Origin of the sequence: Pseudochrobactrum sp. XF203 (assembly GCF_020341615.1) — a bacterium.
In the GTDB taxonomy this organism is placed as follows: Bacteria; Pseudomonadota; Alphaproteobacteria; order Rhizobiales; family Rhizobiaceae; genus Pseudochrobactrum; species Pseudochrobactrum saccharolyticum.
On the sequence record NZ_CP084392.1, the window covers coordinates 2,449,236 to 2,470,000 of the forward strand.

At 48.7% G+C, this 20,765-nt stretch carries 16 protein-coding genes, 1 tRNA gene, 2 rRNA genes and 2 pseudogenes (1 of these 21 only partly in view); 9 read left to right on the forward strand and 12 right to left on the reverse strand.

Translation table 11 applies throughout. The annotated features are described in order from the left end of the window. Positions 1 to 31: 31 nt before the first annotated feature. Positions 32 to 1,225: a 2-aminoethylphosphonate--pyruvate transaminase gene (locus LDL70_RS11160; protein WP_122010165.1), complete on the reverse strand. Its 1,194-nt coding sequence runs from the start codon at positions 1,223 to 1,225 to the stop codon at positions 32 to 34. Positions 1,226 to 1,448: 223 nt separating this feature from the next. Here LDL70_RS11160 and LDL70_RS11165 point away from each other — a divergent pair, with 223 nt between their 5' ends. Further along, on the forward strand, positions 1,449 to 2,333 hold the full coding sequence (locus LDL70_RS11165) for a LysR substrate-binding domain-containing protein (protein WP_075655878.1): 885 nt from the start codon (positions 1,449 to 1,451) through the stop codon (positions 2,331 to 2,333). Between the two features lie 42 nt (positions 2,334 to 2,375). Here LDL70_RS11165 and LDL70_RS11170 read toward each other — a convergent pair whose 3' ends face one another. From LDL70_RS11170 to LDL70_RS11190, 5 genes and pseudogenes are all read right to left on the reverse strand, one after another. Next, positions 2,376 to 3,935: a D-aminopeptidase gene (locus LDL70_RS11170; protein WP_225685065.1), complete on the reverse strand. Its 1,560-nt coding sequence runs from the start codon at positions 3,933 to 3,935 to the stop codon at positions 2,376 to 2,378. A 521-nt stretch (positions 3,936 to 4,456) separates the two neighbouring features. Further along, a pseudogene (locus tag LDL70_RS11175) lies at positions 4,457 to 4,610 on the reverse strand (transposase); the annotation flags it as partial. 295 nt (positions 4,611 to 4,905) lie between these two features. After that, positions 4,906 to 5,127: a hypothetical protein gene (locus LDL70_RS11180; RefSeq protein ID WP_225685066.1), complete on the reverse strand. Its 222-nt coding sequence runs from the start codon at positions 5,125 to 5,127 to the stop codon at positions 4,906 to 4,908. A 176-nt stretch (positions 5,128 to 5,303) separates the two neighbouring features. Beyond that, entirely contained in the window at positions 5,304 to 5,720 is a 417-nt protein-coding gene (locus tag LDL70_RS11185; RefSeq protein ID WP_225685067.1) for a hypothetical protein, read from the reverse strand. Positions 5,721 to 5,747: 27 nt separating this feature from the next. Next, positions 5,748 to 6,302, reverse strand: coding sequence for a hypothetical protein (locus LDL70_RS11190; protein WP_225685068.1), 555 nt, complete (start codon positions 6,300 to 6,302; stop codon positions 5,748 to 5,750). Positions 6,303 to 6,417: 115 nt separating this feature from the next. Between LDL70_RS11190 and LDL70_RS11195 the strand changes: the two genes are divergently transcribed. The 3 genes from LDL70_RS11195 to LDL70_RS11205 are packed head-to-tail and all read left to right on the forward strand — an operon-like array spanning position 6,418 to position 9,870. Continuing rightward, positions 6,418 to 8,130 (forward strand): hypothetical protein, encoded by a 1,713-nt coding sequence (locus LDL70_RS11195; protein ID WP_225685069.1) that lies wholly within the window; start codon positions 6,418 to 6,420, stop codon positions 8,128 to 8,130. Continuing rightward, a complete protein-coding gene (locus LDL70_RS11200) occupies positions 8,127 to 8,702 on the forward strand; it encodes a hypothetical protein (RefSeq protein WP_225685070.1) in 576 nt (191 codons plus the stop codon). The genes LDL70_RS11195 and LDL70_RS11200 overlap by 4 nt, the downstream gene beginning before the upstream one ends. A gap of 19 nt (positions 8,703 to 8,721) precedes the next feature. Then, the gene (locus LDL70_RS11205; RefSeq protein ID WP_225685071.1) at positions 8,722 to 9,870 is read left to right on the forward strand and encodes a hypothetical protein; all 1,149 of its coding nucleotides are present in this window, start codon (positions 8,722 to 8,724) and stop codon (positions 9,868 to 9,870) included. A gap of 81 nt (positions 9,871 to 9,951) precedes the next feature. Here LDL70_RS11205 and LDL70_RS11210 read toward each other — a convergent pair whose 3' ends face one another. Both LDL70_RS11210 and LDL70_RS11215 read right to left on the reverse strand, forming a co-directional pair. Next, complete coding sequence (locus LDL70_RS11210) at positions 9,952 to 10,158, reverse strand: hypothetical protein (protein WP_225685072.1); 207 nt, start codon at positions 10,156 to 10,158, stop codon at positions 9,952 to 9,954. Between the two features lie 384 nt (positions 10,159 to 10,542). Next, positions 10,543 to 10,998: a hypothetical protein gene (locus LDL70_RS11215; RefSeq protein WP_225685073.1), complete on the reverse strand. Its 456-nt coding sequence runs from the start codon at positions 10,996 to 10,998 to the stop codon at positions 10,543 to 10,545. A 263-nt stretch (positions 10,999 to 11,261) separates the two neighbouring features. On the opposite strand from LDL70_RS11215, the pseudogene LDL70_RS11220 reads away from it, so the two are divergent. Further along, positions 11,262 to 11,398: pseudogene (locus LDL70_RS11220) on the forward strand (integrase core domain-containing protein); the annotation flags it as partial. Positions 11,399 to 11,634: 236 nt separating this feature from the next. On the opposite strand, the gene LDL70_RS11225 reads toward LDL70_RS11220, so the two are convergent. Beyond that, a complete protein-coding gene (locus tag LDL70_RS11225) occupies positions 11,635 to 12,285 on the reverse strand; it encodes a TetR/AcrR family transcriptional regulator (RefSeq protein ID WP_225685074.1) in 651 nt (216 codons plus the stop codon). A 318-nt stretch (positions 12,286 to 12,603) separates the two neighbouring features. On the opposite strand from LDL70_RS11225, the gene LDL70_RS11230 reads away from it, so the two are divergent. Genes LDL70_RS11230 through LDL70_RS11245 form a run of 4 tightly spaced genes read left to right on the forward strand, consistent with a single transcriptional unit; the run spans position 12,604 to position 17,603 of the window. Then, positions 12,604 to 13,602 (forward strand): HlyD family efflux transporter periplasmic adaptor subunit, encoded by a 999-nt coding sequence (locus LDL70_RS11230; protein ID WP_225685075.1) that lies wholly within the window; start codon positions 12,604 to 12,606, stop codon positions 13,600 to 13,602. Beyond that, positions 13,592 to 15,361 carry an ATP-binding cassette domain-containing protein gene (locus LDL70_RS11235; protein WP_225685076.1) on the forward strand — a complete coding sequence of 590 codons (1,770 nt, stop codon included), beginning with the start codon at positions 13,592 to 13,594 and terminating at the stop codon, positions 15,359 to 15,361. Before LDL70_RS11230 ends, LDL70_RS11235 begins: the two co-directional genes overlap by 11 nt. Next, positions 15,358 to 16,488, forward strand: a complete 1,131-nt coding sequence (locus LDL70_RS11240; RefSeq protein ID WP_225685077.1) for an ABC transporter permease — start codon at positions 15,358 to 15,360, stop codon at positions 16,486 to 16,488. Before LDL70_RS11235 ends, LDL70_RS11240 begins: the two co-directional genes overlap by 4 nt. A gap of 2 nt (positions 16,489 to 16,490) precedes the next feature. Next, positions 16,491 to 17,603 carry an ABC transporter permease gene (locus LDL70_RS11245; protein ID WP_225685078.1) on the forward strand — a complete coding sequence of 371 codons (1,113 nt, stop codon included), beginning with the start codon at positions 16,491 to 16,493 and terminating at the stop codon, positions 17,601 to 17,603. Between the two features lie 509 nt (positions 17,604 to 18,112). On the opposite strand, the gene LDL70_RS11250 is transcribed toward LDL70_RS11245, so the two are convergent. From LDL70_RS11250 to LDL70_RS11260, 3 genes are all read right to left on the reverse strand, one after another. Then, positions 18,113 to 18,189, reverse strand: a tRNA-Met gene (locus tag LDL70_RS11250). A 79-nt stretch (positions 18,190 to 18,268) separates the two neighbouring features. Then, a 5S ribosomal RNA gene (gene rrf, locus LDL70_RS11255) occupies positions 18,269 to 18,383 on the reverse strand. Positions 18,384 to 18,598: 215 nt separating this feature from the next. Continuing rightward, a 23S ribosomal RNA gene (locus tag LDL70_RS11260) occupies positions 18,599 to 20,765 on the reverse strand (it continues 640 nt past the right edge of the window).

Below are 20,765 nucleotides of genomic sequence, written 5' to 3' on the forward strand. Positions count from 1 at the left end.
TTACGCTAACCTGCTGTTTTAAATTTAAAACTCAGGCTGCGAGCTTGGCGCGTTCATCCAGTGCGGCGGCTGGCGGGGCAGCTGTGTCCACACCCATTTCTGTCAGGCTGTCTGCGGCGGCAGCAACAACCTGCCGCATGATATTGGCGTCCATGCGCCCGATGCAGCCGACACGGAAACTGTCGACAACGGTCAGCTTACCCGGATAAATGATGAAGCCTTTATCCTTCATCAGATCATAGAAGCGGGAAAACTCGAATTTCGGATGAGCAGGATTGAAGAAGGTTACGATGATCGGCGACAGCCAGCGATCACGCAGCAGTGTTTCAAAACCCAGCTGGCGCATCCCCTCCACCATCACATCACGATTATTGGTATAACGCGCCAAGCGTCCTTCAGCACCGCCTTCGGCTTCATGCATCCGCAAGGCAACCAGAAACGCAGCAACCACATGGGTCGGCGGCGTGTAGCGCCACTGACCGGTTTTATTCATCGTTGCCCATTGCTCATATATGTCGAGGCTCAGAGAATGGCAGTTGCCTTTGGCGGCTTCAAGCACGCTTTTGCGGGCAATCACAAAGCCGAAACCGGGCACACCTTCGATGCATTTATTGGCCGAGGAGACCATGGCTTCATAGCGGATTTTATTCACACTCAGATCAACCGCGCCGAAAGCACTCATACTGTCGACAAGCAGCTTGCGCCCCTTTGCATAAACAACTTCTGAGATTTCCGCGACCGGATTGAGGATGCCGGAGCTGGTTTCGCAATGCACCACAATCACATGGGTGATTGCCGGATCGGCATCCAGCGCCTGCGCAACCTCATCGGCACGCGGCGGGAGATAGTCTCCCTTGTCAATTTTACTATGAGCACGCCCCAGATAATTCAGTGTCTGCACAATACGCTGCCCGTAAGCCCCGTTCATCAGCACCAGAATTTTACTGTCTTTCGGGAGAAATGTCCCGAGCATGGCCTCAACCGCAAAGGAACCGCTGCCCTGTATCGGCACACAATCAAATTCATGCTTGTCATCACCGGCAACACGCAGCAAACGCTCACGCATTTCAGCTGTCATTGCCCGAAAATCACCGTCCCATGAGCCCCAGTCCCGCAACATCGCCTGCTTCACCGCATAATCGGTGGTCAATGGCCCCGGTGTCAGCAAATAGGGTTCTCCCAATGCCGGTGCCAGAAACTGATTGGCTTTCCAGTGCGGAAGCATATCTGCTTGTGCCTGCGGTCGTTTTTCACCGGCTGATTGCATTTCCTGTCCCTCCGGATGCTGTGCAAAATGCGGATTTGCTTCATCCTCAGGCAAAGGTAATTATTTGTAAAATCGTTATTTCAAATCAAACTATAAGTTTTGCAGATATAACTTGTGCCGGAATTCCTCTGTGTTAGAGTTCGTTTTACAGTCAGAAAACACTCGGCATCAGGAGAAATCCATGCGCTATGTTCAGTTACGGGCGTTTCATTATGTGGCAATTTCCGGCGGATTTTCCCGCGCGGCGGAAGCTTTATGTCTGACACAGCCTGCTATTTCCGATCAGGTGCGCAAGCTGGAGGAAGAATATGATGTTCTGCTGTTCAACCGTCATAAGAAACAAGTCAGCCTTACCGATGCCGGTGTAAAACTGCTGGAGATCACGCACCGGCTCTTCGAAGTGGAACAACAGGCACTGGATTTCTTGTCAGAATCGCGGGTGCTGCGTGCGGGTAAATTGCGTATTATGGCCGATGCAGCACACCATATTCTCGGTATTCTTGGCGCCTTTCGGGAGAAATATCCCTCGGTACAAATCAGCGTGCAAACCGGCAATAGTGAGGAAGTTATCTCGAGCCTCTATCGCTATGAAGCGGATATCGGCGTATTGGGCGAAGTACCCAAAGCAAGGGACTTTCTCATCCATAAGCTGAACTCTTCGCCGATCATCGCCTTTGTCGCCAGAGATCATCCGCTCAGCCGTTTTTCTAATATTGATCTCGCAGAACTGCTGCAATGGCCGCTGGTCTTCCGTGAAAAAGGCTCGAAAACACGTCAGAAACTGGAAGATCTCGCGCTTGAGAAAAATGTCGTGCTGAAACCTGCTATTGAGGCAGAAGGACGCGAAGCTGTTCGTGAGATTGTTGCAGGCGGTGCCGGTATCGGTTTTGTTTCATTAGCCGAATTCAGCAATGACAGCCGCTTGCATCCGCTTTCGATCAATACGCGTGAAGAGCTGATGGATGAAACACTGATCTGCCTTCAGGAACGCAGCAATGGCACACTCATCAATGCTTTTTTTAAAATTGCTTCCGAAAGTGATACACATAATATTATCAAGAATTAACAAGTAAAAACCCCGCCGGAATGATCCGGCGGGGTATCAATATCAGACTTTTTTATAGATTATGCCGCGGGCAAGCCAGCAGCCGATTGTCAGCCCCGAGATCGCACCGGACGCATCTCGTTCGGCCACCACAGTCCAGTCACCCGGTGCCGGAGCATCCATTCCGCGCTGACATGGCAAAAGCCAGATATCTTCAGCAATCGCATAAAGCGGTTGCATTGGCCCTTTACCTAAAAAGCCTTCAAATGCTGCATAGGCGGCAGTGCCTGCAATTTCACAGACAAAATCAGCATCCATTTCCGCACAATGATAGCGTCCGGCAATATCTTGCCGCCCGTTTCCGGAAACACGATGTAATTTTGCGGAGAGGTTTTCCCCATCGCGACGGAGAGCAATCTCATCACCTTTACGCTGCAAAACCATTCCCGAAGATTGCAAACTGCCATCGGCCTGCATATCCATCATTTCAGGTGATGTACCAAACCGCGCATGAACCTGCCCGCCGACAGCCGGTGTAAGGCTAAGACTCAGTTTCGTGGCTGAATCAAAATAATTTCCATACCAACCTGCATCGACAGGCAGAACTTCAGTTTTCGCTTTAGGGATGCCTAAAGCAGCACGCATCAACTGCTCAGCTGCACCATAGGCGCTGGCCTGATGATTAAACATCACAATAACAGATACACGTGCATCAGCCGCATGGAACCGCTGGCAGCGCCAGCCGCGCAGCGCACCGCCATGACCGGTAATTTTAACATTGTCGAAATTGACATGGTTAAGGCCATAGCCGTAACAAGCCGGTTTACCATCCGTGTAAAATTGCGGACGGGACAAACGGTTATAAATACCGTTTTCATCACCACGCGTTGCATCAATAAACTGATCCCACGCAATCATATCATCCAGAGAGGCGCAAACGCCTGCATCCCCGCTCCAGTGAATATTATTCACTGCCGGTGTAAAACCGGAGACAATATTGCCCTCATAACCGATTGCATCGCCAGGCGTCACAGATGTGTCAGGGAAAAGTCCGGCAGTTTTCATGCCTGCAGGCAGGAAAATACGCTCACGCAGAAGTTCATCCAGTGAACGACCGGTTTTCTCTTCAATCAAAAAAGACAGCAGACGGAAATTGCCGTTATTATAGGAATAATGTGTACCGGTTTCAAAATGGGTTGTCCGGATTTTTCCAAGAAGCTGACGTGCATCATCTGCCGTAAAAACACCTTCCGGATCGGCACCACTGATCACTGTCAGCGCCCAGTAATCCCGCAGGCCGGACTGATTGTTGCATAAATCAGCAATCGCAGGGCGTTTGCCTTCAAAGTCAGGCAGATAGCTAGCAAGCGCATCATCAAGAACAGAGGCTTCACCAAAGATATCCAACAAAGCTGCGCAGGTAAATTCTTTGCTGACGGAGCAGATCGGCATCATGGTCGCCGCACTCATCGGCACCCTTTTCTCCAGATCAGAATAGCCCCAAACCTGCTTCGCTATAACCTCACCATCTTTGAGAACTGCAGCGACGCCTCCCGGTCCTTTATATTGTTCGGAGAGGCTCAGCAGCACGGTATCAATTGCTGATTTATCAACGGCTTGCATAAATTTCATTCCCGCTTATGTGTCTTTGCACTCAGGCATAAGCCACTCACCTTCACAGCTCAAGAGGGATTATCTGCCTGTAATGCCGCAGGATCAGTCATGAGCATTAAACAACCTGCAAAGCAGCTACTAAACCAACCACACCTCCCCTCCTCTTGCATGTTTTAAACACAAAAAGGCCCCGCGCATTTCTGCCGGGGCTTGGGATGTTTTATTGGAAGATTTAGTTTCGGGTTTGGCTTTGTGCCGTTCGTCGTGCAATTGATATTGTATCACTTGCTTTTCCTCCTCCTGCTTCAGGTTATGAGCGTGGGTGAGAGCGTATAGAAATCGATTGCCTATCGATTTTAGCTCGAACGGGCTGCTCCAGGATGCATTGACGCGCCTATTGGAATGGCGTCTGGATCGTGGCTTAATTGTTTTGAGGGGATTTGGTTGCGGGGGCGCGCAGCCACCGATACCGACATTTATTCTCAATTGAAATTTAAGCCTTACCTATTAGGTTCCAGACACATTGAGTTTCAAAGCGAGAAGATGACGGTTGCGGCGATAAGGATGGCTGAGAGGAAAGTCTCCGGACATCGGTGGATCGCTTTGCAACGCGCCGCCAGTCCTTGAGGCGGCCGAACATAATCTCGATGCGATTGCGTGTTTGTAGCGCCGCTTGTCATATTTGCAGTTTCGCGCCAGCTGAACCTATCATTTCAAGTGAATGTGTACCCAAAATCCATGAATTTGCATCATTACAACACCAGACAGATCATATAAGCGAGATCGCGCACCAGCAAGACACCCTAAGATATGAAGCTGAAATATGAATGCTTATTCTTTTGCAAATATAGGGCCTGACAATTGAGGAAAAATTTTTAGCCCGGAATGGAGCCAATAGGCCAATCACCGAAACTCACCTCAATTTCCGAAGCTTCGGATGGACACATCATCACAAGTGAAAAAGCTTTTTCACCCACCTTCATGATCGGTGTGACGTCCGCACTTCCGTATAAAGAATACCGCGCACGTCCCCAGTCGGCACTGCGGCTTCAATAGCAGCGCGCACCTGAGGATGGTTCAGAAAACGCGTGCCATCCACTTCATCATAGACATATTTTCCATCATAAACAGCCAACGGCGGCGTAGCCGAAACCATTTCAGCCTGTGCGAATACATTGGAAATCGAGAATAGATTAACCAAGGACGACAACCCAATAAAGGGTAACAATTTCATTAAAACAAATCTTTTAAATGTTATAAAATCTTAAGCCATTACTCACCTATTTGCGCTGACTACCACGATAGACTTTTTGATCAAGATACGCACAGGCTCTCCTATAGGAGAGCCACAAGCACGAAATTTTATATGCGCAGAGTTTAGTTCTGCATTTTTTTCATCTGTTCGCACATGGTCTGCTTCTGACTTGCACTGCCTGCAGCAATTTTAGCTTTGGTTTCTTCATAGCCTTTGGTAAAAATTGTGTCGAACTCTGCTGATGAAAGTCCGCCAGCGGAAGATGCAGATTGCTGTCCTGCCTTCATTTCTTTCAGCTGATCAGCAGAATAACTACCACATTCTTCAGCCATGGCATGCATCGCGCCGCCAAACTCGGCGATTTTTGCCATATTTTCTTTTTCCTGCGCCATAACAGCACTTGGCACAAACACAGTCGCGCATAAGGCGGCCGCAAATAGCGTGTTTGTTACACTTGAATAGAACATAGAAATTCTCCCACAATAAATAGCCGAATAAAAGCTGCTGGCCTGCGTAAAGCACCCTGCAATAGCTTTCAATGATAAAATTATAGTATCGTGTAAGTATTATTGGCTTTTATTCTCACAGCGCAGCCATTCAAATTTGCCTGAATCATAGCACCAACCAGCTTGCTCCATGGCATCTTCAAGCGCGAATAGCGGGGCAATTTTGGTTTGTCCATCACGCTGACAAGTGAAGGTCGCGATATCCTCGTCCCCTTTGGAGATGTGAACACCTGCTTCCAGCTCAGCCTCTTCATCAAGCCGGTCGAAACTCTGCCACACCTGATATTTGTAGCCCTCATTATTAAAGGTAACAGTTGAATTAATGGCTCTGCCAACACCTTTCCAAGGCGATACCCTTTTGGCAGAAAAAACCTCACTCAACGAGAGCCCGTCTTTGCCCTTTTCGGTAAATTGATAGGTAAATTTCGGTTCTGCATCACCATTCGCCGGCTCGATGCAAATTTGGAGATGCTTATTCTTGGCAACATTACAGGAAATAAATGTTTCACCCGAGCAATCAGGCGCAGCGAATGCAGGTGCCGTATCAACCATTGCTAGCCCGCCGCCGAGTGCCAACAGTGTTAAAAAGGAAGTAAAAAGGCTTTTATTTCTCATGAAAATAAACCACAAAATAAAGAAACTTATATACTTGAGTTAGTGTGCTTAAGATTGACACATAGGGCGTATACATTAAGCATTTGCATTTTGAAATAACGAATCAAGGATACTTATGCAAAAGTCTGTCTTAATTCTGTTAGCCAGTCTCGTGCTTGGTACCATTTTTGGTTTTCTGGATGTCAGTAGTTTTATAGCTGATCAAAGCTTGAGCAATATTACCGGCTACGGCATTGGTGCAGCAGCAGTAACTATTCTTGGTATTGCCGGATTAATACGCCTGTCATGGGTCATTGCGGGCGCTGTTCTCAACGGCTTACTCATTGCGGCTTTTGCCTATTTTGCATCCAACGGTATTCTGACAGGTGAATTTACCGAGCAAACAGTGGTAGCCACACCGCTTTTGATGATCATTTTACTGCCGCTGCCTTTTTGGGTTTCTTATGCGCAGACCCGTCATTTTGAGTATACAATCGTCTATCAGTCTGCATGGAATATTTGCTGGCGCGTCTTCGGAGCGCTTGCCAGCCTGTTTTGGGTTGCGATTTATTCAACCGCTTCAGGCATCAGCTCAGATATTGTCGATCCGGAACTGATGCGTTTTGTTCCATGGCTCATTGGCGGTGCGATCGCCGGTGTGGTTGCCATATTAACAGATCGGCTTGAGCCATCTTTTATATCGCCAAGATCGCGCTTCATTGCGCATCTGGTAGGGCCGCAGTTATTGTTACCACTCATGGCAATGATGATGCTGATCGTGTTTTTTGGCACTGAATCGGACAGTGACTCCCAATTTTCGATCAGCCTCACTCTATGGGCAATGCTCAGCTGGTCAATTATTGCTACCATCATTGCTGAACGTAAAGAAACAGAACGACTGCAGGGTGGTTATGACAAGCTGGGCAAAATTGCAGTGATTGCAGTTTTGGCTTTCGGTTTCCGGACCGCATGGCTGCTTTATGGTGATTATCAAAGTTTCGGGCTGGTGCCGGTTGATGTCACATTCATTTACCTGACAGTCATCGGGCTTACCTACGGTTTTGCCTATCTGTGGGCGCTAACCGGCGGCGCGGCATGGGCACAGCGTTTACGCTGCATCAATCTTGTCATGGCGCTTCCGGTTTACTGCATTTTTGCTCTGGCTTTGACGGATGCGCTCTCGCCGCTACGAGTTGCCGCACAGCAGCAGGTGACCATGGCCTTGACGGGAGATGCGCGCTTTACCGAACATAGTGTCAAGCAGCTAATGAAATGGGGGCAACCCGGTGCCGATGCCCTCAAAACCTTAAGAGAAGCTGCTGTCGACAAGCCTGAGCTTGGAAAACTTCTGGGCACGCTGCTCCCTGAAAAATCCAAACCACTATCCGTACCGGAACAAGTCATCACACCTGCACAGGGGCTTAAACTGCGCGATCAGCTCATTGAGCAGGCGGTTTTTGTGCCGGACAACGAGGAAAGCCGTCAGGTCACCCGCAATGCTTTTACGCTGATGCCGGATTATCTGTTTCAGAATTATGCGAGCCTATGCGCAGTAACGGAAGCGAATACAGGCTGTACCATTTATCTGGCCGATTTTCTTCCCCAAGCCACAGGCAAAGTGATCCTAATTGATAGCGGCAAAGCGGATCCGTTGCGCTTTCAGGCTTTACAGGTCAATGGAACAAATTCTGCGTCGCTTCAAACCTTTGTTCATGGTGAAATCACCGATGAAGACAAAGGCGGCGCAATGGTTGCTGTCGCAGGATGCGACGTCAATGCTATGCAATTTGGCAAGGCACTTTTGTTGGCTCTCGATGGATTTGATAAGAAAAAGGCATGCCAATTATGAGCAATAGATTCACTTCTAAAATTTTGTCAGGTCTAATGCTCGTTGCAGCCTTAAGCCTGTCGCAGCCATTATCTGCGATGGCGAGCGCAGCAGAAGGCGATCTGGAAGGCGCCAAACTCAGCGAATTGCTGGAGCAATCCGGCATTCAATGCAGCGATGATAAAAGCCTCAACTGTACCGCCGGAAATTACGAGGTCACCATTCACAGCGATTGTGCGGTTGCACCTTATTATGGCGCTATTTATGGCGGGCCCGCCAAGCTCACCGCGCGCGCAGGCGGCAGCGATCAGAATGTCGTCGCCACTTTGGCCAAGGATCAGCTCGTTTGCATCAAGGCAACAGCCAAAACCGGCATTTCAGACGCTGAATATTTCATCATGGCAATGCCGATTGATAGATTTGGCAAATGCGACGGAGTGGATGTTTTATGCCGCGTCTCTGCACCATTGCCGGAGCCTTACCGCACGACTATGGAAAATTGTAAGCAGTTTAAGAACGGTGAAATTTCATCTTGTCCGCAAGGCTGGGTACAGGCCGATGCGATCGAGCCTTTTCCGAATGGATTGGAATAATAGGGGGGCAACAGGGTTCATGATCAATTACAAGTCATTATTAGCGAGTGCCTGCCTCGCCTTCTCACTCTCCGGCACTGCCGTGGTCAGTGCACAGGCACCACAACAGCAAGAAGCCAATTTCGAGCGCTACGGGCCGTTTTTCTTCTTTCCAGATAAGCCTGAGCTTCTCATTTATACCGGTCAGGTGGGCGCAAATGACCTGCTCAACCTTAAAAAAGCACTGCGCGAGAACCCTGCTGTCAACACGCTTATTTTGAGCAACAATCCAGGTGGTCTGGTTCATATCGGGCTGGTTATCGCGGAAGAAGTCTATGAGCGGGGCATGAATACTTATATTCCGCCGGATTCATATTGCGCTTCAGCCTGTTCCTTTGTGTTCTTTGCCGGCAAAAACCGTGTTGCCGATGGCCGTCTTGGCGTTCACCAGATTTCCGCACCGGAACTCAGCGGCGAACAAGCGCAATTTGGCGTATCGGATATTGTGGCGACTTTGCCAAAATATGGCGTATCAGCCGATGTGCTGGGCATTATGTTCAGCACACCAGCCAAGGATATGTATTATTTCAGCCCGCAGGAAGTGGTGAAATACGGTATCAACCGCACCGGTGAAACCCAAGTTGCCTCAGTGCAGCCGGTCCAGCCCAATACCGGCAATGTTACTGTACCAAGTCATGTTAGTCCGGCCAATCCGGCTCAGGCACCGCAACAAGCCGCCCGCCCGAGTGATGCCAATGCCAATCCTCAGCAACAGCACAATGCGCCAAGCGCCATGCCGGCAATGAATGATGAGAATAAGGCCATGAATGTTGCGGCCCTCATGATCCAGACCGGCAGTGCCAATAATGATGATGCGATGGCATTCGTGAATGAATATTACGCCGATACTGTCGATTACTTCAAAAAACGGCGCCCTAAAGCAGAAATTTTGCAGGATAAAAATAGCTATTTCAGCCGCTGGCCGGTCAGACGTTTTGTCGTCGATGAAAGCTCGCTGAGAGCAAAATGTGAAAATGGCCTTTGTGCAGTCTATGGTCTTTATGATTACACTGTGTCTAGTCCCGACCGCAACAAACAATCCAGCGGAACCTCTAATTTCACTTATGTTCTCGACCTGCAAGACAACTACCGCATTGTCCATGAAGATAGCGAAGTGGTTAAGCGTTAAGGCTCTCCGCCATATTCTGATGTGTCAGAAAGTAGACTATCTGCCTTCTGGCACATCCGCATCAGAGCAAATGACCATACGTCATTTACTTAAGATGCCGACACTGACCACCTGATGAAATTCAAGTTTTAGCAAGGCCACGTCAAGATCATCCGCAGTTTGTTGAAGCCCAAGCGTGATATCCTGACAGGTAAATGCAAAATCTGTTATTTGCAGCCATAAATGCAGTGAGTTATCGCAATATTGCACCGCCTGATAATCAACTATGGATGACTGTGCGGTTGCCATATCTTGCTAGATCGCATCAGCCGGGATTAGGCGGCCGTTGCCATCTTGTCCCTGCCTATACAGCAAGTCATCAAGACGGCAGTGAATAATCGGCAAGGTTTCGCGCACCCAAACCACTTTCAGCGCATATATGCTTAGTGCTCTAATTCGCTATGATCCACTATTGAATAGTCTGCCATCATTGCGTGTCACGCTCACAGTTTTCTCCACTTGGGCTCTCTTGCAAAAAGACTGCCCCTTACGCAATCTTATACCCCCCATTTGGGGCATAGCGATTACGGTTTCCATTTTGCAGCTTTAGGGCAGCGGATCATCAGCGAAGCTTGGCAATGTAAAAAAGCATAAGATCAAAAAACTACGTATAATCAAACCCAAAATCAGATATTAATCCCATTTATGTGGCGGCTGCGGTGGCGGCGGAAAGCTTTCTGCCCCCAAAATCGTATAGCGCTTTGCCAACATAGCTAGTTCTTTGCATTCAGAAATTATCTTCGGTAAGATTGCGCCACCCCCAGTTTCTTTATCAGCATCCGCATGACAGCGAGCCTGCAGCTGTTTCTTCCACGCAGCAAAGTCGCTATCTGTCTTAGCACCAGTCATTTTGATCGCATCACCCAGCAACAATTCCGCCTGAATAGCACGCTGAAAAGCACATAGATTCATATTGCGCTGATTTAATTCACAATCGACGAGCACAAGTTGCAAATCATCAACCGAAACACCGCTTCTGTCTGCAAACTCGGTTAACACGCGTTTCTTCACGTTTTCTGAAGGATTTCCGGCCATTACACTTGACGGTAAGAAAATCAGTGCGACGGTATAATATAATATTTTATACATGATGTAGTCCTCAATCCCCAGCACCAACACGGAAACACTCGCAATCAGCTCTTGTTACCACTTGAACCGGCTTCATCACAATAAGGCTCTGGAGGACGGCAAGCCGTCTTTGTGTTCTAAAGTAAACTGACCACCAAAATCGTCAATTGTCGCTTTTCGTCATTACTTAAAGATATCACATATTCAAAGTTGCAAAGCCAAGAGCCTGTCACCAGATTAAACCCACTGGCTTTTACTAAAGGCTAATCCAGTGTTTTGACCTATTTCAGAGCCTTGACGACGCGCGCTTAAAAATGGAGGATTGGCGTAGAGACTATAATGAATTCCGGCCACACGCGCGATTGGTTACAAAGTGCCGATTTCGTTCATGAATAGCTCATTGGCGCTCCAGCCGCTCTGAGACTTAAAACCGGAAAATTCCAGTTTCCCGCGGATTAAAATCGGGGAGCACGTCACCAGCATTCAGTCACTTATAGACAATGAAGCCCAAGCACTCGCTGGTGCGCACATCTACAATCGTCAGAACTTGAAAACTGTTTCTAAATGGGACGCAATCAAATTATTTAGCAACATATACGAGGTGGAGACGCGGTTAAAAAGCCTGTAATATATACAAAGCATCATAGATCTTAATTTTCAGCAGGTTAACCTGCTATTTCCCACGGCCTCTAACCCGCCGATTGCAAAGTTATAAAGATGCTCAATTAAATCCTGCTGCGACATACGATGAATTTCAGCTGCGATGGGAGAGACATTCGGCCCTACAACCAGCAACATCGCACAAGGCGCTACTACACTGACAAGACAGCGCAGTAAAGCCGGCTCTTCTACAGGGATAGATGTAATTTCACTCAAAATGTTGAGAATAAACGGTAGTTTCGCAGGAATTTCAGTTTGTTGCAGTGATTGCAAATGGGAGGACGGTGCCAAAAACTCTCGACTTAAAACCGTTGCGTGCCAGCCCTGCTCGCCAATAGTACTTTGAACCAAATGCTGTATCAGTTGTCTGAGCTTATCGCGCGCAGGCAAAGGTGTTGAAATAAGCTGCTGCAAACGTTCAATGCTGAGTAAACGCTGATGGGCTTCCACCAAGACTGCCTGATACAAACCATTGCGGCTGCCAAAATGATAATTAATCGAAGCAAGATCAACTTCTGCTTGTGTTGCTATCATCTTATTCGTTGTTTCAGCAAAGCCGGCCGAGGCGAACAAACAACCTGCAACATCCAAAATACGATTGTAAGTTGCCTCACCGTCAGTTCGCAGCACACGTGAAGTTTTGCTCATCAATCTAATGCCTCATAAATTTTATACGGTCTCAACTTCGTAAGAAAGCCAAAGCTGAATTCAATTTTAAATTAGCTTTATGTCGGCCTGCATTAAGCCAAGCTATGCATTATGACCACTCTTAATCACGCACAATATAAATCATACTGGCTGCGGACGAGTGCTGCGTCCGATGAATAAGAAGCACCATAGGTGTTTTCAACCCATCATTTTCCTGCGACAAATCTACCCACTGGACAACGTTTATTTTTATCCACTAGATTAACTTTAAATTAAATTTAGTCTAATGGATAAATTACAGTTTGGAAAGCCACCTTCATGAACAAAAAATTAGTGCTATCCATACTAACTGCCATCATTATCGCAGGTGGCGGGTGGTGGCTTTACAACAATAAAACCACCAATACAGTTCCGTTAAATCTGCAGGGCAATGTCGACATCCGTCAAATCTCACTTGCCTTTGACGGTAACGGGCGTATTGCGCAATTGCGAAGCGAGGAAGGCGATAAAGTAAAGGCCGGACAAATTCTTGGCTTGCTGGATACACGCGCTTTGGAACTTCAGGCTGAACAAGCAGAAGCCAATGTCGAAATACACAAACAAGCTTTACTTAAAATGCGCAACGGTTCACGGCCGGAAGAGGTTACACAGGCAAAAGCGCAGCTTGCTTCCGCTGAAGCGACAGCATCCCTTTCAGATCAGAACCTCTCACGCATCACGCGACTTCGTAGTAGCGGCACGTCAAGTGTCCAGGCCGTTGATCAGGCACAATCAGAAGCAGCTGCTGCCCATGCCCGTGTCGAGCAACTTCATGCTGCCTTGCAACTGATAACAGCTGGCGCACGTATTGAAGATATTGCTGCTGCTGAAGCGCAAGTTAAATCAGCACAAGCCAGCCTTGCGCTGCTACGCCACCAAATCGATCAGGGACAACTCAAAGCACCTGTCGATGCTGTTATACGCTCTCGTTTGCGTGAACCCGGAGATATGATCACCGCTTCATCGCCTATTTTTGCACTGGCTCTGACAGACCCGAAATGGGTTCGTGTTTATATAAATGAACCCGATCTCGACAGGATCAAACCCGGAATGGCTGCCGATATCACCACTGACGGCTCTGAAACTCACGTCATCAAAGGCAAGGTTGGATATATCTCATCAGTCGCAGAATTCACGCCGAAATCAGTACAAACGGAAGAATTACGCACCAGCCTCGTTTATGAGGTTCGAATTACTGTAGATGATCCAAACGACATCTTGCGTCTTGGTCAGCCGGTAACTGTGTCCATAACACAGGAAATACAAAATGAGCCATGACGGTGCAACGGTCAGTGCAAAGGATTTGAGTAAGCACTTCAACGGCGCTGACGGCAATCCATTCACCGCTATCGATAATATATCGCTCAGTGTTCGCGCCGGAGAATTGACCGCGCTTGTCGGCCCTGACGGAGCGGGCAAAACCACATTAATGCGGATGATCGCAGGATTGCTAAAACCTGATGCAGGTTCGCTTACAGTGCTTGGAATAGACGTTGCAGCAAACCCGCAGCAGGTACAAGACCGCATCAGCTATATGCCGCAACGCTTTGGGTTATATGAAGATCTTTCTGTACAGGAAAATCTTGACCTTTACGCTGATTTACATGGCGTACCCCAACAAATACGTAAAGAGCGCTTTACCCGCATGTTGGAAATGACCGATATGACACGGTTCACACAACGTCTTGCTGGTAAACTTTCCGGCGGGATGAAACAAAAACTCGGCCTGGCCTGTACGCTGGTCCGTTCACCGGATTTGCTGCTTTTAGATGAACCAAGCGTTGGTGTTGATCCATTGTCGCGGCGCGATCTTTGGCAAATAGTGCAGCAGCTGATAGACAACGAAAAGCTCAGCGTTATTGTAAGCACAGCCTATATGGATGAGGCAGAACGTTGCGCTCAGGTTTTTGTCCTGAACAAAGGTACTTTGCTAGCTGATGGCACGCCGCGAAACCTCAAAAAACGTGCCAAAAACTTAACTTTTGTTGCAACATTGCCGGAAGGAACACCTGCGCGTGAGCTTCAGGCACATTTGCTTGATGCACCCCATCTCATTGTCGATGCCGTCCCAAAGGGCGGTAATGTCAACTTCATCCAACAGGAAAATATCGACGAAAGGCATCTGACGGAGCTGCTTGCCAACTATGCTGTGGAGCCGCGCGAAGAGCAGTTGGAAGATGCTTTTATGATACTTTTGCGCCAGCAAGAACAAAAGAAAACCGGGCTTACATCAAATCCGGCAGTAAAAACCAACACTGCAAAGCCACCTATCACTAAAGACAAACCGGTCATCGTTGTGCGTGATCTCGTACGCAAATTCGGCGATTTCACTGCCGTAGCCAGTACGTCTTTCGACGTTGCTCAGGGAGAGATATTCGGGCTTCTGGGTCCCAATGGTGCAGGCAAGACCACAACATTCCGCATGCTTTGCGGCTTGCTCCCTGCAACGAGCGGACATTTGGAAGTCGCTGGCCTTAATCTACGTAATGCACGTGCCAAAGCACGAGAACGCATAGGTTATGTTTCCCAGAAATTTGCACTCTACGGTAATCTTTCTGTCCGCGAGAACCTTGAATTTTTTGGCGGAGCCTATGGCCTCATCGGTAAAGCCCTCAAGGCACGCGTTGCCGCATCGCTGGAACAGTTCGATCTTGAACCAGCCGCTCAAAGCGGCCTTTTACCTGCCGGATACAAACAGCGTCTCGCCATGGCAACCGGACTTTTGCACGAACCCGATATTTTGTTTCTTGATGAGCCGACAAGCGGCATCGACCCGCTAGCGCGTCGTGCGTTTTGGCGCACAATTACGTCACTCGCTAAGGATGGCGTGACCATCATCATTACCACGCATTTCATGGAAGAAGCCGAATATTGTGACCGGATCGCCATTCAAGATGCGGGTGAAATGCTGGCTCTGGGCACACCAAAGATGGTCAGAAAACAAGCAGGCTCATCAGGCACCGACATGAACAGTGCTTTCATCGCTATTGTCGAGCAAGGCCGCCAAGAACGCGAGCAAAAACAGGCTATAACATGAGCACATCAGGCTTCATCAACCGCCTTGTCGCGTTAACCCGCAAAGAGACCAGACAAATGTTGCGCGACCGCAGCAATCTGATTGTCGGGTTGTTATTGCCTGTCGTGTTGATCCTGCTATTCGGTTACGGGCTGTCTTTTGATGTGAAAGATGCCCGTGTCACGGTTGTGCTGGAAGATAGTTACCCCACTGCGCGCAACCTTATCACCGGTCTGAGTGGTTCCACCTATCTTCTGCCAAACATGACTACATCAATGACAGAAGCAGAGCAGATGATGCGAGCGGGACGTACTGACGCCATTTTACGCATACCAAGTAATTTCTCGCAGCGTTTGGCCGTTGGTGACGGGCAAGTGCAATTACTGCTTAACGGCGTTGACACCAATACAGCTACCGCAATCGAAGGTTATGTCAGTGGCGCACTTGCAATACCCACGCAGCAGCTCAACGACCAAACTGGCAATAAACAAAGTGGCACGGCTAATATCACCATCGTCCAGCGCATGTGGTTCAATGAAGCCGGTGAAAGTACATGGTATCTGGTTCCGGGATTGATCGTTCTTATCATGACACTGATAGGCGCTTTTCTCACCTCATTACTCGTTGCCAGAGAATGGGAACGAGGGACATTGGAATCCTTGTTTGTAACACCAGTTCGTCCGCTTGAACTGGTGTTATCGAAGCTAGCACCATACATCGTTATCGGTGCCGTTGATCTTGTCATTTGTCTGCTTGCTGCGAAATATCTTTTTCAGGTACCAATGCGCGGATCACTCTGGATCATCATCGTCTCTTCAATGCTCTATCTGTTGGTATCATTGGGGTTGGGCCTTTTTATTTCCGCGAACACGCGCAATCAATTCGCCGCAAGTCAAATGGCACTTCTGGCAAGCTTTATGCCTGCAATGATGCTCTCCGGCTTTGTCTTCGATTTACGCAACATGCCAGTTGTCATTCAGATGATCAGCAAGCTCCTGCCTGCAACTCATTTCATGGGGCTGATCAAGACACTTTTTATGGCAGGTGACTATTGGCCGGACATTCTGCAAAGCTGCGCCATTCTTACGCTCTATGCGATTATACTGATTGCACTTACCCGCAGATCTCTTGCGAAAAAACTGGACTAAATATGCACCGCGCACTCATCTACATCAGCCAGATTGCATCGCTCATACTTAAAGAGATGCTTGCACTTGTCAAAGACCCGGCGAACCGCGCTCTTTTGTTTATGCCAGCAATCACACAGGCGCTTTTATTCGGCTATGGTGCAACTTACGATCTGACCTTTGCGCCTTATGCTGTTCTTGACCAAAGCCGTAGTGCAGCATCAACCGAAATCCTTGCACGATTAGATGGCACTGGTGTGTTTATACGAACAGCAACACTAACCTCATCCAGCCAGATCGCCGAACAGATTGACACAGGCAAAGCATTGCTTGTCGTCAGCATTCCTGATGATTTTGAGGCACGTCTAGCAACAGGTATGCAAGCTCCATTGCAACTCATACTCGACGGGCGTAACTCTTCCACAGCAGGCTTAGCATCGGCTTATGTTGGCGCAGTGCTTGCCGCCTATAATAAAACGCACGGCGCCTCTCCTACTGTTAATGTGGAAACCCGCGCCTGGTTCAACCCAAATCTTGAATCCCGCTGGAATATGATGCCTGCTTTAATCGCAGCACTCAGCATGATGCAAACACTCATGCTGGCCGCACTTTCAGTTGCCCGTGAACGCGAGCAAGGCACTTTCGACCAATTACTTGTCACCCCGCTTACGCCCTCACAAATCCTTATTGGGAAGGCTTTGCCGTCAATGTTCGTCGGTATAATTCAGTCCACACTCATCTTTCTGATTATCCGCTTCTGGTTTCAAATTCCCATGAGTGGTTCAGTGTGGTTGCTCTATTTAGGCCTAGCCATATTTACACTCGCATCTGTAGGTATTGGCTTATCCGTATCTGCTGTGTCGCTTACGATGCAGCAGGCCATGCTCTACACATTTATGCTTATCATGCCGCTTATGCTGTTATCAGGCTTGCTGACACCTGTAGGCAATATGCCAAAAATTCTGCAAATCATCACATATATCAACCCGCTACGTTTTGGCGTAGATCTTGTGCGGCGAGTTTATCTGGAAGGCGCAACATTCTCAGATGTTGTCTTCAACTTCCTGCCACTTCTTAGTGTCGCAGCTGTCACACTACCGTTAGCTGCCTGGTTATTTCGCAATCGCCTATCATAGGTTTATATACCAATAAGATATGCAGCCTATGGCAATGATATTTCGTATGTTCAAGTTTTAAGACTATAGGCAGTAATCGAGCACGTCAGCTTCTGTTCGACAGTTAGTAGCTTCTGCCATCACAGTCATGAAGTATTATATGTGGTTGCGTGGTCCGTTACCCACGATTTGAACCTGTGTTAGCTAAAGCACTGATATAACTTATAAAACGAGATTTTGGTGTGTTTTGGTATTTTTTGGCAAACAAGAACCCTCAGCCAACTGTTTGAATTAACTGAGAGTTTCGAGTTTTATTTGGTTGCGGGGGCAGGATTTGAACCGTTCGTCGTGCAATTGATATTGTATCACTTGCTTTTCCTCCTCCGCCTTCAGGTTATGAGCGTGATGAGGTGAGAGCGTATAGAAATCGATTGCTTATCGATTTTAGCTCGAACGGGCTGGTCCCGAATGCATTGACACGCCTATAGGAATGGCGTCTGGATCGTGGTTTTAATTGTTTTGAGAGGATTTGGTTGCGGGGGCAGGATTTGAACCTGCGGCCTTCAGGTTATGAGCCTGACGAGCTACCGGGCTGCTCCACCCCGCGCCAGGGTAATTTATGAGCCGGTATTGGAAGTATTGGTTTTATTGACTGTGAGATGTTTTTATTTCTGAGCCTTTTGCAGACCTGGCAGCGACCTACTCTCCCGTGTCTTAAGACAAAGTACCATCGGCGCTGGAGCGTTTCACGGCCGAGTTCGGAATGGGATCGGGTGCAGCCGCTCCGCCATAACCACCAGGTCAGCAAAGGGCACAGAAACAAATAAGAAGCTGGGATTTTCGTGCATTGTTTTCAGTCAGTGGCGCCTCGAACACTCAGTGTTCGCAAGGCCGACTGGCCGTCGCGGTTTGTACCGCGCCCTCTCGGAGCCATTCACGAAGTGAATTAGGCGTGAGAGCAAACAATCCTATCATCGACGACCCTTGGTCGTCGCTGATGGATATTGATAATGAGAACAATCAAGTCGATCGAGCTATTAGTACCGGTCAGCTGCATGCATTACTGCACTTCCACATCCGGCCTATCAACGTGGTGGTCTTCCACGGCTCTGATAGGGAATACTCGTTTTAAGGTTAGTTTCCCGCTTAGATGCCTTCAGCGGTTATCTAGTCCGTATATAGCTACTCTGCTATGCCGTTGGCACGACAACAGATCCACCAGAGATACGTCCATCCCGGTCCTCTCGTACTAGGGACAGATCCTTTCAATATTCCTACACCCACGGCAGATAGGGACCGAACTGTCTCACGACGTTCTGAACCCAACTCACGTACCGCTTTAAATGGCGAACAGCCATACCCTTGGGACCTGCTCCAGCCCCAGGATGCGATGAGTCGACATCGAGGTGCCAAACAACCCCGTCGATATGGACTCTTGGGGGTCATCAGCCTGTTATCCCCGGCGTACCTTTTATCCGTTGAGCGATGGCCCTTCCACACGGGACCACCGGATCACTATGACCGACTTTCGTCTCTGCTCGACTTGTCTGTCTTGCAGTCAGGCGGGCTTATGCCATTGCACTCGACGAACGATTTCCGACCGTTCTGAGCCCACCATCGCGCGCCTCCGTTACTCTTTAGGAGGCGACCGCCCCAGTCAAACTACCCACCATACACGGTCCTGGACCCGGATATACGGGTCGCAGTTAGACATCTATGACGATAAGGGTGGTATTTCAAGGATGACTCCACGAAGGCTGGCGCCTCCGCTTCAAAGTCTACCACCTATCCTACACATGTCGCCACAAATGCCAGTGTAAAGCTATAGTAAAGGTGCACGGGGTCTTTCCGTCTAACCGCAGGAACCCCGCATCTTCACGGGGAATTCAATTTCACTGAGTCTGCGTTGGAGACAGCGGGGAAGTCGTTACGCCATTCGTGCAGGTCGGAACTTACCCGACAAGGAATTTCGCTACCTTAGGACCGTTATAGTTACGGCCGCCGTTTACTGGGGCTTCAATTCAAGGCTTGCACCTCTCCTCTTAACCTTCCAGCACCGGGCAGGCGTCAGACCCTATACGTCGTCTTGCGACTTCGCAGAGCCCTGTGTTTTTGGTAAACAGTCGCTACCCCCTGGTCTGTGCCACCCTCATCTGCTTGCGCAAACAAGGGTCACGCTTCTTCCGAAGTTACGCGTGCAATTTGCCGAGTTCCTTCAACGCAGTTCTCTCAAGCGCCTTGGTATACTCTACCAGTCCACCAGTGTCGGTTTAGGGTACGGTCTATATGTGGGAGCTATTTCCTGGAACCGCTTCGCTGCAAGATCAATCCAATAAGACCTTACAACACACGCGATCCGTCACTACCCACAGGCCCACGAATATTAACGTGGTTCCCATCGACTACGCCTTTCGGCCTCGCCTTAGGGGCCGGCTAACCCTGCTCAGATTAACTTTAAGCAGGAACCCTTGGACTTTCGGCGAGAGTGTCTCTCACACTCTTTATCGTTACTCATGTCAGCATTCTCACTTCTGATACCTCCAGGATCTCTCACGAGTATCCCTTCACAGGCTTACAGAACGCTCCGCTACCACGCACATACGTGCATCCACAGCTTCGGTGTATGGCTTTAGCCCCGGTACATTTTCGGCGCAAAGACCCTTATCTAGACCAGTGAGCTGTTACGCTTTCTTTAAATGATGGCTGCTTCTAAGCCAACATCCTGGTTGTTTTGGGATCCTCACATCCTTTCCCACTTAGCCATAACTTAGGGACCTTAGATGGTGGTCAGGGTTGTTGCCCTCTTCACGACGGACGTTAGCACCCGCCGTGTGTCTGCTGGGTAGTACTCTCAGGTATTCGGAGTTTGATTGAGATCAGTAAGACGGTGAGTCCCCATTACCCATTCAGTGCTCTACCCCCTGAGGTATTCGCCCAACGCTCTACCTAAATAGATTTCGCGGAGAACCAGCTATCTCCGAGTTTGATTGGCCTTTCACCCCTAGCCACAAGTCATCCCAATCTATTGCAACAGATATGGGTTCGGTCCTCCAGTTGGTGTTACCCAACCTTCAACCTGCTCATGGCTAGATCACTCGGTTTCGGGTCTAATCCGACGAACTGAACGCCCTGTTCAGACTCGCTTTCGCTACGCCTACACCTACCGGCTTAAGCTTGCTCGTC

Excerpts from the sequence above, each read along its gene's own strand:
- LDL70_RS11160 (WP_122010165.1), bottom strand. The coding sequence starts at position 1,225 with ATGCTTCCGCACTGGAAAGCCAATCAGTTTCTGGCACCGGCATTGGGA.
- LDL70_RS11165 (WP_075655878.1), top strand. The coding sequence starts at position 1,449 with ATGCGCTATGTTCAGTTACGGGCGTTTCATTATGTGGCAATTTCCGGC.
- LDL70_RS11170 (WP_225685065.1), bottom strand. The coding sequence starts at position 3,935 with ATGCAAGCCGTTGATAAATCAGCAATTGATACCGTGCTGCTGAGCCTC.
- LDL70_RS11190 (WP_225685068.1), bottom strand. The coding sequence starts at position 6,302 with ATGAGAAATAAAAGCCTTTTTACTTCCTTTTTAACACTGTTGGCACTC.
- LDL70_RS11195 (WP_225685069.1), top strand. The coding sequence starts at position 6,418 with ATGCAAAAGTCTGTCTTAATTCTGTTAGCCAGTCTCGTGCTTGGTACC.
- LDL70_RS11200 (WP_225685070.1), top strand. The coding sequence starts at position 8,127 with ATGAGCAATAGATTCACTTCTAAAATTTTGTCAGGTCTAATGCTCGTT.
- LDL70_RS11205 (WP_225685071.1), top strand. The coding sequence starts at position 8,722 with ATGATCAATTACAAGTCATTATTAGCGAGTGCCTGCCTCGCCTTCTCA.
- LDL70_RS11210 (WP_225685072.1), bottom strand. The coding sequence starts at position 10,158 with ATGGCAACCGCACAGTCATCCATAGTTGATTATCAGGCGGTGCAATAT.
- LDL70_RS11215 (WP_225685073.1), bottom strand. The coding sequence starts at position 10,998 with ATGTATAAAATATTATATTATACCGTCGCACTGATTTTCTTACCGTCA.
- LDL70_RS11225 (WP_225685074.1), bottom strand. The coding sequence starts at position 12,285 with ATGAGCAAAACTTCACGTGTGCTGCGAACTGACGGTGAGGCAACTTAC.
- LDL70_RS11230 (WP_225685075.1), top strand. The coding sequence starts at position 12,604 with ATGAACAAAAAATTAGTGCTATCCATACTAACTGCCATCATTATCGCA.
- LDL70_RS11235 (WP_225685076.1), top strand. The coding sequence starts at position 13,592 with ATGAGCCATGACGGTGCAACGGTCAGTGCAAAGGATTTGAGTAAGCAC.
- LDL70_RS11240 (WP_225685077.1), top strand. The coding sequence starts at position 15,358 with ATGAGCACATCAGGCTTCATCAACCGCCTTGTCGCGTTAACCCGCAAA.
- LDL70_RS11245 (WP_225685078.1), top strand. The coding sequence starts at position 16,491 with ATGCACCGCGCACTCATCTACATCAGCCAGATTGCATCGCTCATACTT.